This is a genomic window from Mycolicibacterium septicum DSM 44393 (assembly GCF_000455325.1).
Taxonomy (GTDB): domain Bacteria; phylum Actinomycetota; class Actinomycetes; order Mycobacteriales; family Mycobacteriaceae; genus Mycobacterium; species Mycobacterium septicum.
Map to the genome: position 1 here is coordinate 820,672 of NZ_HG322951.1, position 13,903 is coordinate 834,574.

14 protein-coding genes and 2 pseudogenes are annotated in these 13,903 nt (G+C 67.0%); 5 read left to right on the forward strand and 11 right to left on the reverse strand.

Annotated elements, in window-relative coordinates:
• From TX88_RS34860 to TX88_RS03855, 6 genes and pseudogenes are all read right to left on the reverse strand, one after another.
• A pseudogene (locus TX88_RS34860) lies at nt 1-370 on the reverse strand (GNAT family N-acetyltransferase); the annotation flags it as partial.
• Nucleotides 371-420: 50 nt separating this feature from the next.
• Complete coding sequence (locus tag TX88_RS03835; protein ID WP_044514788.1) at nt 421-1,305, reverse strand: 5-oxoprolinase/urea amidolyase family protein; 885 nt, start codon at nt 1,303-1,305, stop codon at nt 421-423.
• 18 nt (nt 1,306-1,323) lie between these two features.
• Entirely contained in the window at nt 1,324-1,992 is a 669-nt protein-coding gene (locus tag TX88_RS03840) for a 5-oxoprolinase subunit B family protein (RefSeq protein ID WP_044514790.1), read from the reverse strand.
• A 74-nt stretch (nt 1,993-2,066) separates the two neighbouring features.
• A complete protein-coding gene (locus tag TX88_RS03845; protein ID WP_044514793.1) occupies nt 2,067-2,771 on the reverse strand; it encodes a queuosine precursor transporter in 705 nt (234 codons plus the stop codon).
• Between the two features lie 12 nt (nt 2,772-2,783).
• Nucleotides 2,784-3,734 carry an ABC transporter substrate-binding protein gene (locus TX88_RS03850; protein ID WP_044514794.1) on the reverse strand — a complete coding sequence of 317 codons (951 nt, stop codon included), beginning with the start codon at nt 3,732-3,734 and terminating at the stop codon, nt 2,784-2,786.
• A 16-nt stretch (nt 3,735-3,750) separates the two neighbouring features.
• Complete coding sequence (locus TX88_RS03855; protein WP_044514796.1) at nt 3,751-4,884, reverse strand: YeiH family protein; 1,134 nt, start codon at nt 4,882-4,884, stop codon at nt 3,751-3,753.
• 266 nt (nt 4,885-5,150) lie between these two features.
• Here TX88_RS03855 and TX88_RS33080 point away from each other — a divergent pair, with 266 nt between their 5' ends.
• Both TX88_RS33080 and TX88_RS03860 read left to right on the forward strand, forming a co-directional pair.
• Nucleotides 5,151-5,450, forward strand: a complete 300-nt coding sequence (locus TX88_RS33080) for a hypothetical protein (protein ID WP_084621963.1) — start codon at nt 5,151-5,153, stop codon at nt 5,448-5,450.
• A gap of 38 nt (nt 5,451-5,488) precedes the next feature.
• On the forward strand, nt 5,489-5,803 hold the full coding sequence (locus TX88_RS03860; RefSeq protein ID WP_044514797.1) for a heme-binding protein: 315 nt from the start codon (nt 5,489-5,491) through the stop codon (nt 5,801-5,803).
• Between the two features lie 24 nt (nt 5,804-5,827).
• Here the strand turns inward: TX88_RS03860 and TX88_RS03865 are convergent, their stop codons facing one another.
• Complete coding sequence (locus TX88_RS03865) at nt 5,828-6,430, reverse strand: TetR/AcrR family transcriptional regulator C-terminal domain-containing protein (RefSeq protein WP_044514799.1); 603 nt, start codon at nt 6,428-6,430, stop codon at nt 5,828-5,830.
• 247 nt (nt 6,431-6,677) lie between these two features.
• Between TX88_RS03865 and TX88_RS03870 the strand changes: the two genes are divergently transcribed.
• Nucleotides 6,678-8,306: an amidohydrolase gene (locus TX88_RS03870; protein ID WP_044514802.1), complete on the forward strand. Its 1,629-nt coding sequence runs from the start codon at nt 6,678-6,680 to the stop codon at nt 8,304-8,306.
• 11 nt (nt 8,307-8,317) lie between these two features.
• Entirely contained in the window at nt 8,318-9,661 is a 1,344-nt protein-coding gene (locus tag TX88_RS03875; protein ID WP_044514804.1) for an APC family permease, read from the forward strand.
• Nucleotides 9,662-9,681: 20 nt separating this feature from the next.
• On the opposite strand, the gene TX88_RS03880 is transcribed toward TX88_RS03875, so the two are convergent.
• Nucleotides 9,682-10,104: an organic hydroperoxide resistance protein gene (locus tag TX88_RS03880; protein WP_044514805.1), complete on the reverse strand. Its 423-nt coding sequence runs from the start codon at nt 10,102-10,104 to the stop codon at nt 9,682-9,684.
• Nucleotides 10,105-10,215: 111 nt separating this feature from the next.
• On the opposite strand from TX88_RS03880, the gene TX88_RS03885 reads away from it, so the two are divergent.
• A complete protein-coding gene (locus TX88_RS03885) occupies nt 10,216-10,659 on the forward strand; it encodes a MarR family winged helix-turn-helix transcriptional regulator (RefSeq protein WP_044514806.1) in 444 nt (147 codons plus the stop codon).
• Here the strand turns inward: TX88_RS03885 and TX88_RS34865 are convergent.
• The 3 genes and pseudogenes from TX88_RS34865 to TX88_RS03895 form a co-directional block, all read right to left on the reverse strand.
• Nucleotides 10,644-11,090, reverse strand: coding sequence for a universal stress protein (locus TX88_RS34865; RefSeq protein ID WP_244438339.1), 447 nt, complete (start codon nt 11,088-11,090; stop codon nt 10,644-10,646). The two genes, TX88_RS03885 and TX88_RS34865, sit on opposite strands and share 16 nt — an antisense overlap.
• A 374-nt stretch (nt 11,091-11,464) precedes the next feature.
• Nucleotides 11,465-12,622, reverse strand: a pseudogene (locus tag TX88_RS35690) (MFS transporter); the annotation flags it as partial.
• 255 nt (nt 12,623-12,877) lie between these two features.
• Nucleotides 12,878-13,903 carry an alcohol dehydrogenase catalytic domain-containing protein gene (locus TX88_RS03895; protein WP_044514808.1) on the reverse strand — a complete coding sequence of 342 codons (1,026 nt, stop codon included), beginning with the start codon at nt 13,901-13,903 and terminating at the stop codon, nt 12,878-12,880.

Here is a 13,903-nt window from a genome sequence, read left to right on the forward strand (position 1 = left end):
CGAGTTGGTAGGCGCCGCGCAGGACCTGCTCGACCCCGTCCATGACGGCGGTGGCCAGACCTTGGCCGCGCCAATCCTCGCGCACCGCCACGGCTTCCACGTAGCCGCAGCGCAGCGCCGTGTCACGGTAGATCAGGCGCCGCTGCACCACGGCGGCGTGCGCGATGAGCGCACCGTGATGGCAGATGAATGCGTGCATGCCGCCGAGCGAGTGCTCCCAGTCGGCGTCGGTGAAATCGCCCTCGAACGCCTCGATGACCATGCGGCGGGCGCCCTCGCGGGTCTCGTGGTCGAGATCGGAGGTGTGGACGAGTCGAGCGGTGTGCAGGATCCCGCCTCGGACGGGCGTGCTGACATCCTGGAAAGGCACACCCTTGTTCTACCAGCGCTGCGCGCCGGTGTCTCTACGTTGCCCGGCGGCTAGCCCTCGAACGGCCGGCGGGGGTGCGCCCAGTGCAGTCGCACGGTCTGCCCCGGCCGGACCTGGCCCAGCTTGTCGATGTCTTCGTCGGTCACCACGCCGATCACGGGGTAGCCGCCCGTGACCGGATGGTCGGGCCCGAGGATCACCGGAAAACCGTTGGGCGGTATCTGAATTGCCCCGCGAGTCGCGCCCTCGCTGGGCAGTTGACGGTCCGGCCAACGGTAGTCCAGCGGCATGCCGACCAGACGCATCCCGACCCGGTCGCTGTGGGTGGTCACCAGCCAGTTGGTCCGGATCAGCACGTCGGGGTCGACGAACCAGTCGTCGCGCGGGCCGGGCACCACGTTGAGTTCCAGCACATCCCCGCTGATCGAGGCGACCGGGGCCTGGTCGGTCTCGGGCAGGTCGGCGGTGTGCTCACCGACCGGCAGGATGTCGCCGGGTTGCAGCGGCGCCGGGCCGATCGCCGACATCACGTCGTAGCTCCGCGAACCCAGGACCGGTTCGACGGCGATGCCGCCGCGTACCGCGAGGTAGCTGCGCAGCCCCGAGTGCGGGGCTCCCAGCGAGATCACCTCGCCCTCGTGTACGTGGTGAATGCTGTTGGTGCCGAACGGGATTCCATTGACCGCTGGGTCCGTGTCGGCGCCGGTGACCGCGATGGAGACATCCCCGCCGACCACCCGCGCGGAGAATCCGCCGAACATCACCTCGATGGTGGCGTGCTCGCCCGGGTTGGCCACCAGGCGGTTGGCCAGCGTGTGGGACCGACGGTCGGCGGCACCCGAGCGGGTGACGCCGAGGTGGGCCATTCCGGGACGGCCGAGATCCTCGACCAGGGCCAGCGGTCCGGTGCGCAGTACTTCCAATGTTGTGGTCATGGGTCTGCTCCTCGTCGACTAGCCGATGGCCCGGAACTGCACCCACGTGCCTGGGGTGAGCAGTGCCGGTTGGTCCCGATGCACGTCGAACAGCACCGCGTCGGTGTGCCCGATCAACTGCCACCCGCCCGGCGACTGCCGTGGGTAGATGCCGCTGAACTCGCCGGCCAGCGCCACCGCGCCGGACGGAACGCTGGTTCGGGGTTCAGCCCGGCGTGGTACCTGCAGTCGTTCGTCGCCACCGACCAGGTAGGCGAATCCGGGAGCGAAGCCCATGAATCCGACCTGCCACGGGGTGCCGGTGTGCGCCGCGATCACCTGTGCCGGGGTGAGCCCGGTCAGTGTCGCGACCTCGTGCAGGTCGGCACCGTCGTAGGTCACGTCGATGGTCACGTCCGCCTGGCCGGCCGGGCGGACAGGTGCAGCTCCGGGTTGTAGCCGCAACTTGCTCACCCGTTGTCGCGTGGGTGCCTGGTAGCGGGGATCGGCCAGCTTGATCAAGATCGTGCGTGACGCAGGCACGATATCGAGCACACCCAGCAGTTGGGCCGCGGTGAGCGTGGCGGTCCACGCCAAAACATCGGCAGTGCTGTCGAACTCGAGCAGCAGAGCCTGATCGCCATAGTCGCGGGCGGTGCCTGGGTTCAGGCTCGGTCCCGCGTCCATCACCTCTGATGTCACACTCATGACCTGAAGCTACCCGTCGGTAGCTAAGAAAGCTCCGGCTCTATGAACCTTGCCAGAGGTGCCTTATCGAAGCCTCAAACGGCGGCCTGATATGTGGGCTCGCGGCGCTTGATGGTGGCGATCACGCGGTAGGTGATCGGCAGCATGACCACCTCGACCGCGGTCTTGTAGACCCAGCCCAGCGCCGTGTAGGTGACGAAGTCGCCGAAGGTGCTGATTCCGATCGCACTGGCCGCGATGCCGCAGAAGACCAGGGTGTCGCCGAGTTGGCCGGCGAACGTGGATCCGACCAGGCGGGCCCACAGGTGCTTCTCCTTGGTCCGTTCCTTGATGGCGACCACGACCCAGGCGTTGATGGTCTGCCCGACGATGAACCCGGCCAGGCCTGCCACGATCAACTGGGTGTAGGCGTGGACGATGTTCTCGAAGTGTTCCTGATTGGTGTAGAAGTCCGCTGCGGGAAGATAGATGGTGATCCAGAATGCCAATGCGGCAAGAGCATTCATGGAGAACCCGAGGAAGATCGCGCGGCGCGCGGCCTTGAACCCGTACACCTCGGAGAGCACGTCGCCGATAACGTAGGTCAACGGGAATACGATGAAACCGCCGTCGGTGATGATCGACCAGTTGCCGATGACCGGCCCGAAGGCGACGCCTTTCGTGGCGGTCACGTTGGAGATGATCACCAGGGCCGTGAAGACCGCGACGAGCACCGGATAGTAGGCCGAGCCGACGATGGCGGTACCGCGGTGCTCGGAGTGTTCCTGGGTGCTTGTCACCCGGTCATCTTGTCAGGTCAGTGCCTGGTTGAGCAGGGGCGGCAGTTGATCGGCCACCACGGGGTAGGACAGCGGTGAGGCGAACGCGATGGCGCCGGCCAGGTCTTTTGGCGTGAAAATGTGCCGCTTGCGCGTGGTCGCCCTGAGTTCGGCGATGGTCGGGTCGGCCAGGAGGGCGTCGCGCTCCTGATCGCTCTCGGTGGTCCAGATCAGCACGTCGGCGGCGTCGAGCACCGAGGCGAAGTCCGAGCGCGGGATCAGTTCGGGTGTCGGGGGCACGACGAAGCCCATCTGGGTGAGAAATTCGGTGCGCCACCCCGTCTGGGTCTGCACACCGTCGCGGAACAAGGTGCCGGCGAGCAGCATGGCCTTCTTGCCGGCGAACCCCGGGTTGTTGGTGGCCACCGCCTTGAACCTGTCGTCCACGCCGGCGACCAGGGCTGTCATCGCATCGTTCTGGAACAGCGCCTGGCCGATGAGGGTGGCCTGGTCGCGCCACGGTTCGAAGAACGCGTCGGGTCCCGACTGCGCGATGGTCGGGGCGATCTCGGAGAGTTTGGCGTAGGTGTCGGCGTCGAGCCCGGCGTTGGTGGCCACGATCAGGTCCGGTTTGAGCGCTGCGATCTCGTCGACCTGGATGCCGTCGTTCAGGCCGAGCACGGTGGGCTGGGCGCCCCCGAGTTTCGGCTGCGCCCAGGGCCACACCGCGTACGGCTCGCCCCCGAACCATTCGGTCGTCGCGACCGGGACCACACCGAGGGCCAGCAGGTCGTCCTGCTCGGTGAATCCCGCGCTGACCACCCGTTGCGGTGGTCCCGGGATGTTGGTGTCCCCGAAGAGGTGGCGGACGGTCACCGAACCGTCCTTCTTCACCTCGCCGGGCTTTTGCGTGCTACATGCGGCGACGAGGGTCATCGCGGCGGTGACCGCGAAAAACCCTCGCCGTGACCAGGTTGTCGGCACTTAGCCAGGGTAACGGCTACCCCGTGCCGAAGCTGCCGAACAAACCGCCGAACAGGAGGGAGGCCAATCCGAGCGCCACCACGATGTTGACCACGGTGGCCGCGGCGAACAATACGACGGGCCGCCAGCCTGCCTCCTTGAGGCCGCGGAGTGAGAATTCCAGTCCGATCGCCACGAAGGCGAAGATCAGGAACCAGGTCCGCAGGTCGTTGACCGTTGCGATCGCCGTTTTGCCGTCGGACACGAACTGCAGGTACAGCGTGCCGATGACCGAGGCGGCGAGGAAGCCGAGCACGAATTTGGGGAAGCGGTCCCAGAATTCGCGCAGCGACGGGCGGGCCACCGCCGGGTCGGGGGTGTCGGACTGGCGCTCGACCTTCAGGGCGAAGTAGGCGGTGAGGGCGATGGCGACGATGCCGATCAGCGCGTTCTGGGTGGTCTTGACGATCGTGGCGATCTGCAGGGCCTGCTCACCTGCGATCGTGCCGGCCGCGGCCACGGCCGCTGTGGTGTCGATGTTGCCGCCGATCCAGGCTCCGGCCACCGCGTCGGACAGTCCGAACACGTCGGCCAGCCAGGGCAGCAGGAAGATCGAGGGGAGCGCGAACACGATGACGAGCGACGCGGCGTAGGCCAGTTGCTCTTTTCGGGCCTGTACCGCGCCGGCGGCCGCGATGGCCGCGCTCACCCCGCAGATGGAGACCGCCGAGGCGAGCAGCGCTCGCAGTTTGTCGTCGAGACCGAGTCGTCCGCCCAGCCACCAGGTGAACCCGAAGACGATCGAAATCAGTAGCAGGGCTTGGACGATCGCCGGTCCCGCAGCGGTGGCGAGCACCTTGAGATTGATCGATGCTCCCAGCAGGACCAGGCCGGTCTTGATGAAGAACTCGGTGCGAAAGCCCTGGGACAGGACGTCGCGGAGCGCGAACTTGGCCAGGAGTGCGTTGCCGATCAACCCGAGAGCGATTGCATAGACCGGGAATTCGACCGATTTGGCGATCTTGGCCAGAGGAGTTCCGGCGGCCCAGTGGGGAACCTGGGTCTCCAGGAAGCGGGTGGCCGCACCGAGCGCGATGACCACCAGCACGCCGGCGACGGCGTAGCCGATCTTCGGTGAACGCTGTTGTGAGCGTTCCTCGGTGCTGGTCATGGGATCACGCTGCCGGGGATGGCGCCGACGAGCACGAGGGTCAGTAGGGTGAGGCCGACGATCACGGCCAGCCAGTCTTCGTTCACGCGCGTCAGGCTAGGGAGCTTGATGTCCGGCGGACATCCTTGCGATCTGGGCGAATACAACCGGTTACGAATGCCGTGGCGGCCCTGCGTTACTGCCGGCGACCGGATATTGTCGATACCGGGTATTTGGGCGTCCCCGGGTCTTATTCTCGGCCCACGGGGACCTACTGAGGAGTGGTCATGCGGAGCACGTGGCGTCCAGTGTTACTCGCCCTTACCGGTTTGACTGTACCGATCGCCATTGCCGCCGCACCGCCCGCCGCCGCGGAGTGTGTCGACGCCGGCGGTTCCACGGTGTGTGCGCAGGGCAGCGTGCGCGGTGGGGGACCGACACCCCCGAAGGCAGGCCCCTACTACCCGTATTACTGCGCCAACGACTGGTACTGCGCCGGCGGGGGCTTGGAAATCAACATCGACCCCCGCCCGCCCGACAACGGTGGTGGCGGTGGTGGCGGCGGCTGGCGGCCGGGGCGTCCGTGAGCCTTAGCCCAGTTATCCGAGTCGATTTAGGAGCCACCATGTTCACCCGTGTGATCGCAACCGGCGCAATCAGCCTGTCGCTCTTGGCCGTTGGCGCGCCTGTCGCTGCCGCGGACGAGCCGAACTGCACGGCTGCCGACCTGGCCGGTGTGATGGCCGGGGTCCGCGCGGCCACCTCGGCCTACCTGTTCACCCATCCTGACGTCAATGACTTCTTCACCAGCCTCAAGGGGCAGTCGACCGACCAGATGGAAGATTCGGTGCAGGTATACCTCGAGGACAAGCCGCAGATCCGGGCCGAACTGCAAGGCCTCCGGCAACCGGCGACTGATTTCCGCAACCGCTGCGGGTAGCGGCGATTCACAGCGTGGGCTGGGTCAGGCCCGGACCAGCCCACGGAGCAGCACCGCCAGTCCGTACTCGAACGCGTCGTCGGCGCGCGCCGGCCTGGGCGCGCCCGTGGCCAGCGCGGCGGTCAACTCCGGACCGACCGGGTCCCCGGACTCCCACGGTTTGTCGGGGGCGGTGAGGTCGAGGGCCGACCCCAGCACGTAGTTGTCGACAAGGGTGATGGTCCGCAGCGTGTCGGTTGGGCTGAACCCGGCGCGGGTCAGGGTGACGGCCAGTGCGTTGTACATCGTGAGCGCCTGGCTGCTGTTGACGGCATGGGCGGTGAGTAGCGGGATCAGTCGCGGGTAGCGGGCGAAGCTGTTGCGGTACGAGCGCATGATGTCGGCCAGGATGTCGGCCCACGGCCGGTCGGCGTCGATGTCGGGTAGCTCGACTTCCGACATCGCGCGTTCGCGGAGCAGTTCGACGATCTGCTCGCGTCCGGACACGTGGTTGTAGAGCGATGACGGGCTGACCTTGAGCCTGCGGGCCAGTTCGGGGATGGTGAATCCCCCCGTCGTGTTGACGAGATCCATTGCTGCACTGGCGATCCGGTCCATTGACAGGATCGGTATCGATGGACGCCCCATGATCTGTTCCCCCTGATTTCGTCCCACCGCTTTACAAAGGGTGGTCTGGGTCACACAATAAACGAATTCCATTCGCTTTAGGAGTGACATGACCACGCTCATTGCGGCCGCCCGCGCACCGCTGTCGTGCGGTGCTGCCTCGCGGCGGTCGCCGTGTGGGTGGGGTCGGTGTGGCTCTGACCTGGATGAACCCACCAACGTGCTCCGCGGGACCGCGGTGTTTCTGCCCGAGAACTAGGACCAATTTGTGACGTCATTTTCCGTGCCGGACAAGACTGCGACCCTCTTCCACGGCGGTGCGATCTGGACGCCCACCACGACGACCGATGCGCTGCTCGTCGCCGACGGGGTGGTGCAGGCTGTGGGTGACGACGCGTTGGCGTCGGCGGCCGATCGAAAGGTCGACCTGGAGGGCGGCTTCCTGATGCCGTCGTTCGGTGACGGCCATGCACATCCGCTGTTCGGCGGTTTGGAGTCGGCGGGCCCCGCGGTGCGGCCCTGCCAGTCGATCGACGAAATTGTATCGGCGGTAAAGGAGTTCGCCGACGCGAACCCCGATCAGGAGTGGATCGTCGGCGCGTCGTACGACGGCAGCCTTGCCCCCGGTGGATTGTTCGACGCGCGATGGCTCGACGCGGCGGTCCCGGACCGCCCCGTGGTGTTGCGCGCCTGGGATTACCACACCTTCTGGGTCAATTCGGTTGCGCTGCAGCGCGCCGGCATCACCGCGGACAGCCCCGAGCCGGTGCTCGGTGAGATTCCGCGCCGTGAGGACGGCTCCCCGCTGGGCACGTTGCGTGAATGGGGCGCCACCGACCTGATCACCGCGGTCATGCCGGCCCTCGACGAGACCGTCCGGGTCGCGGCGCTGGGCACGGCCGCCGACTACTACCTGGCGCGCGGCGTGACGTGGGTTCAGGACGCCTGGGTCGAGCCGGCGGAGCTGGACACCTATCTCGCGGCCGTTCGGCAGGGCACCCTGCGGATGCGGTTCAATCTGGCCTTCTACGCCGACCCGCGCCACTTCGACGCCCAGGTCACGCAATACGCCGCGGCCAGGGACCGGGTTCAGGCCGCGGGTTCACCGCTGCTGACCGCGCAGACGGTGAAGTTCTTCGCCGACGGCGTGGTGGAGAACGAGACCGGTGCGCTGCTGGAGCCGTACTGCTCGGGCCTGCACTCGCACGGTATGCAGTTGTGGGAGGGCAACGCTCTGGCCGAGGCGGCCAAGAAGGTCGACGATCTGGGTCTGCAGATCCACATCCACGCGATCGGCGATGCCGCGGTGCGCCAGGCCCTCGATGCCATCGAATACGTTGCGCAGCACAATGGTCCGCGGGACCGGCGACCCGTGATCGCGCACGCCCAATTGGTGGACGACGCCGATCTGGGTCGGTTCGCCGAGCTCGGTGTCATCCCGAACATGCAGCCGCTGTGGGCGCAGATGGATGCGCTGATGACAGTGCTCACGATTCCCCGGCTCGGTGCCGAACGGGCGGATCGGCAGTACCGGATGCGCACGCTGGAGAGTTCGGGTGCGGCGCTGGCGTTCGGATCGGATTGGCCGGTGTCCTCGGGTGCGCCGCTGGACGGTATCGCTGTCGCGGTGTCGCGGTGTACATCCGAGGGCGAGCCGGCGGGCGGCTGGACCCCGGAAGAGGTCCTTCCGATCGAGCACGCGCTGACGTCCTACACCACTGCCGTGGCGTATCAGGCTTTCGCGGAAGAGAATTGGGGCCGCATCGTTCCCGGCGCGAGTGCTGATCTGGTGTGGTTGGACCGCGATCCCCGGTACCTCCCACCGTCGGAGCTTCCGGCGCTGAAGGTGCGCGCCACCTATCTGCAGGGCACGCAGATCTATTCGGCCGCGGAATGAGAGGAACTGGCATGTCCGATGTGGCTGAAGCGACCGAGGGGCGGCTACGCCGAGCTCTGGGCCTGCCGTCGTTGGTGCTGTTCGGTCTGGTCTACATGGTGCCGCTCACGGTGTTCACCACCTACGGCATCGTCACCCAGACCACCGGCGGCAGGTTGTCGGTCGCCTATCTGGTGACGCTGGCGGCCATGGTGTTCACGGCCCGGTCGTACGCCATGATGGCGGTCGCCTACCCGGTCGCCGGCTCGGCATACACCTACACGCAGAAGACTTTCGGCGCCCCGGTCGGGTTCCTCGCCGGATGGTCGCTCCTGCTGGATTACCTGTTCCTGCCGATGATCAACTACCTGGTGATCGGGATCTATCTGCACGCCGCGCTGCCCGCGATCCCGTCCTGGGTGTTCGTCGTGCTGTCCATCGCGATCGTGACGGTGCTCAACATCGTCGGCATCGTGTCGGTGGCCAGGGCGAACTTCGTCATCATCGCGGTGCAGGCGATCTTCATCGTGACGTTCCTGGTGCTGGCCACCTCCAAGGTGATGAGCCTGGGCACGCTCGACCTGATGGCTCCGATCCATGGCGACGGGACCACGACCGGATTCAGCCCCGTGTTGGCCGGCGCGGCGATCCTGTGCCTGTCGTTCCTGGGATTCGATGCGGTGTCCACGTTGTCCGAGGAGGCCAAGGAGCCCAGACGATCTGTGCCGCAAGCGATCATGATCGCAACGCTGGTGTCGGGCGTGATCTTCGTCGTGCTGTCTTATCTCGGGCAACTGGTGTTCCCGTCCAACCAGTTCGCCGATGTCGAGTCCGGATCCCTGGACCTGATGCTGACCGCGGGCGGGCAGTTCCTGCAGACCTTCTTCACCGCGGCCTATGTCGCCGGTGCGCTCGGGTCCGCCATCACGTCGCAGGCCTCGGTGGCCCGAATCCTGTACGCGATGGGACGCGACGGCATCCTGCCGCGCCCGGTCTTCGGTTTCGTCTCGCCGCGGTTCGCCACCCCGGTGTACGCGATCCTTGCGGTGTCGGTCGTATCGCTACTGGCGACCGTCATCTCCCTGGCCACGCTGGCCTCGCTGATCAGTTTTGGTGCGCTGGTGGCGTTCTCGGTGGTCAACCTGTCGGTCATCAAGCACTACTTCGTCGATCGGCAGGAACGCGATGGCCTCCAGGTGATCAGCAAGCTCGTGCTGCCACTGATCGGCTTCCTGCTGACCGTGTGGTTGTGGACGAGCTTGTCCGGGACCACGCTGATCGTCGGGTTGTGCTGGCTGGCAGTGGGATTCGCGTGGCTGGCCGGGGTCACCCGTGGTTTCCAGCGGCCGACGCCGGTGCTGGACATGAAGGAGTAACCCCGGCCGGGCGCAACGTGTCAGGCCACGCTGATGGTGACGTCGATATTGCCGCGGGTCGCCTTCGAGTACGGGCAGACCTGGTGCGCGTCATCGGCGATCGCCTGGGCGGTCTCCCGGTCGACACCTGGGATGGTGACGTTGAGCCGGGCCCGCAGTGAGAACGCCCCGTCGGTGTTGAGCAGGTCTACCTCCGCGTCCACCGCGGTCTCGGCGGGCAGCTTCACGTTGTGCTTGCCCGCGGTCAGGCCCATGGCACTCAGGAAGCACGCCGACCAACCGGCCGCGAACAACTGCTCGGGGTTGGTGCCTGCGCCGTTGCCGCCCGGCGGGGTGAGCTGGATGTCGAGGTTGCCGTCGGAGCTGTAGGACTCGCCCTGCCGCCCGCCGGTGGTGTGGGTCTGCGCGGTGTAGAGGACGTTGTCGGTCTGGCTGCTGGTCACTGCGGTCTCCTTCGTCTGGATGGTCCGATGCAATTGGATGCGTTAGGGATGAACGCGGGATGCTCCACATTCCATCCCGTCCGATTAAATCGGATCCGATATAATTTGGACATGGCACCTCAGGCTCCGCAGCTCTCCGATTTCCTGTGCTTTGCCATCTACTCGGCCAACCTCGCGTACGGCAAGGCCTACAAGCCGATCCTGGACAGCAAGGGCATCACGTACACGCAGTACATCGCGATTGTCGCGCTGTCAGAGCAGGACCACCAGACAGTGGGCGGCCTGGGGGAAAAGCTGTTCCTGGAGTCCAACACGCTGACGCCCATTCTCAAGAAGCTCGAAACGCTCGGGTACGTCACACGGCAGCGTGATCCCAGCGACGAACGTCAGGTGGTCGTCAGCCTCACCGAGGCCGGCCGTGAACTCCGCGCGGAGGCGTTCGAGATGGACCTCGTGGCGGCCACCGGTCTATCACTGGACGAACTCAGGATCATGCAGCGCGGTGTTTCCACACTTCGGGACAACCTCCGTAAGCACGTTCAGGACAGCGTCTGACAGCTGTGCTCCTCGGGCACGACCAACACCGGAGTCGTGGAATGCGCGACGACGGCGGCGGCCACGCTGCCTTCGAAGTGGCCCAGTAGTCCGTTGCGCCGGTGCGGGCCGACCACGATGAGGCTCGCGTTGTGCTCGTCGGCGGTCTCGACGATGCCCTTCCAAATAGGCGCGGCTTCGACGGCCAACGCCTGGGCCGAGAAGCCGGCCCGGGTGGCCAGCGATGCGCCGTGCGCGGCCGTCAGCTGAGCGACGCGGCGTACTTCGGTGGCCTGGTCGGCATCGAAATGCGTGGTCTCGACGGGCGTGAATCCGACGTCGACCGGCTGCCAGACGCACACCACCAGCGCGTCGCGGTGGTCTGACAGTTCGGCCGCCGCATGTTCGATGGCGGACGCGGCGCGTGGTGTTCCGTCGTAGGCCAACAGCACCGGCCCGGGGAGGCCGAGCTCGGGCCCTGTGCGACCGGCACGGCCGGATGGGTGGCGCCGGACGAGGTGATCGGTGCGGGCAGGCCGGGACGGAGCCGTGCCAGAAGTGGCGGCGAGTACCAGGCCGGGGATTCGCCATCGAGGAACTGGTCAAGGTCGGGCCGCTGGGGCCGGGCGCCGCTGAGGACGTAGACGGCCACCCCGAAGATGGCGCCGCCGACCGACAGCCCGAATCCGACCCACAGGGCATCGCCCGCGCCGGCGGTGAGACCGCCCGCCGCCGTCGCCGCGAAGTGGGCGAAGATCGGCGCCACCATGAAGGCGGCCACGGCCCGCAACAACTCGATGATCGCGAACACACGCTGAAGGCTGTTGGACTGCAGCGAGAATCCAGCGACGAACAAGGCGGGGGCCACCGTGGCGCCCAACGCCAGTCCGGTCAGCAACGAGGCGAGCAGGGCCAGTGGCTGGTTCGCCGGGATGGCGAGCCGGAACACCACGATCCCCGCGGCGAGCAGCGCCATGCCGACCAGCGGCAGATAGTGCATGGCACGCCTGGAGATGACGGCGCCGAACACGAAGGCCATCACGATGGCACCGCCGAGTTCGGGCAGGTACAACAGCCCGACCTGTACCGGACTGTAGGTCTGCATGAAGACCTCGGCCGTCAACGCGGTCGCCGCCACCGACGCGGCAGCCGCGAAAAGTGCGAGACCGACACCGGCGACCGGGATCGAACTGGTCAGCATCGTGCGGACGGTCAGCAACGGGCGACGGGCCCGGAACTGGTAGGCGATGAGCGCCACGATCAGCGCCAAGCCGCCCACCATCGGCGCGAGCGCCGCCGGGTCGGTGAAACTGTGAGTGGTGAGTTGTGCGGCACCGATGAACGCAGCGGCGCAGCCGACGGCGGCCAGTCCGATCGCCTTCAAGTCGCGCGGCGCGTCGAGATCGGCAGGCGGCGCGTCCTCGAAGGTCAGAGCGGCCATCAGCAGGGCGAGGACGGCGATTCCCGCGATGATCCAGAACAGTGGCCGCCACGCGTGGGCCTCGGCCTGCACGCCGCCGATGAACGGGCCGAGGGCCACGGCGCCGAACACGCACATGTTCATGATCACGGCCGTGTAGCGCAGTTTGTCCCTGGGGAAGCCGATGGTCAGAGGCGGCGCCGCGGCGATCAGCAGCATGCTGGTCGCCAGCCCCTGCAGGATGTGCCCGCCGATGAACATCGTGCCGTTGACCGCCGATGCGGCGAGAATCGAGCCCACGACAAGTACCACCGCGTAGGCGAGGAGCATCCGGCGCTGGGGCAGGTGCTGGGCGAACTGGACCGCCAGCACGGTACCCACGGCATACGCCGCATTGCCCAGGCCGAAGCCCAGGCTCATGGTCTGGGCGGACAGGTTCAGCTGGGCGGAGATGATCGGCACCAGCGGATCGACCGCGGCAGATAACGCGAGGTAGGGAATCAAGGCCAAGGTGACCATGGCGGCCACCGCGGGATACCGGCCGGCGAGCGGGCCTTGGCGCATCAGGGCCGCCCGGTGAGGGCTGTTGGCAGTGCCTGGCGCTGTGGCGCCGCGTTCGGACAGTCAACTAACGAGTTCGATGGGCGCACGTGTCCGTTTAACTGCCCGCACCGCAGGTGTTATTCCGTTGTCGGCGAGGAAATTCCGGATTGTGAAGCGACTCACGAAAATTTGCATAGAGCAACGATGTGTTGTACGGGGCTCATTGCGCTGGGTGCGTGGGTGCCACGCTTGCGGCCGGCGGTGGCCGACCGGCGGCTATGGCTTCAGCTGAACCTTCAGGTGATCACCCGAGCGGGAGAACGCCGCGGCATAGCCATCGGCCGCCTCATCCAGCGACATCGTGGTGGTGAAGATTCCGTCGACATTGAGCCGACCGGCCTGCAGCAGCGGGATGAGCTCGGGCCAGGTCTGCTGCACCGGTGCGGTCGTCAGCCGGATGGTCAGGCTGCGCAGCAGGCAGCCCAGTGCGGGCATCGGGTAGGGCTGTAGGTCGTGCACGCCGACGATGGACACCGTGCCGCCGGCGCGGACCGCGTCGATGGCGTCGTTGATCGAGGCGTCCATGCCCACCGCGTCGATGACGGAGTCCACGCCGAGGCCACCGGTGGCCTCCCGGATCGCCTGCGCCGAGGGTGGCGCGAACGTAGTCGCGCCCGAAGCCTCAGCGCGGTCCCGCCTGGCTTCCACCGGGTCGACCGCGAAAACCTTTGCCGCACCGAGGGTGATGGCGCTGCGCAGGGCGCACATGCCGACCGCGCCCAAGCCGATCACCGCGACGGAGCCGCCGATCGGAATGTCGGCGCGTTTGGCCGCCGCCCATCCGGTGGCCAGGTTGTCGGTCAGCAGTAGCGCCTGCTCCGTGCTGATGCCATCCGGCATCTTCAGCAGCTGGAAGTTGGCGGCGGGTACCGCGAGAAGTTCGGCCTGGGCGCCGCCGAGGAATCCGGTGCCGAAGATCTGTGGTCCCTGCACGCAGCGGATCGGGTCGTGGGTGGCGCAGCCGCCGCAGTGCCCACACCCGGCGACCGAAGACACCAGCACCCGGTCGCCGACGGCGAATCCGGTTACCTCCGGCCCGATTTCGACAACCGTGCCGACGGCCTCGTGCCCGACCGACACCGGGTCGGCGATGGGGTAGTGACCTTCCAGGAAGTGCAGGTCCGACCCGCAGATCGAGGCGGCCTCGACCTTGACGATCGCCCCGTCGGGGCCAGGCAGGACCGGGTCCGGCCGGGTCTCGACGCTGACCTGCCCGGCGCTGTCGACGACGACTGCGCGCAT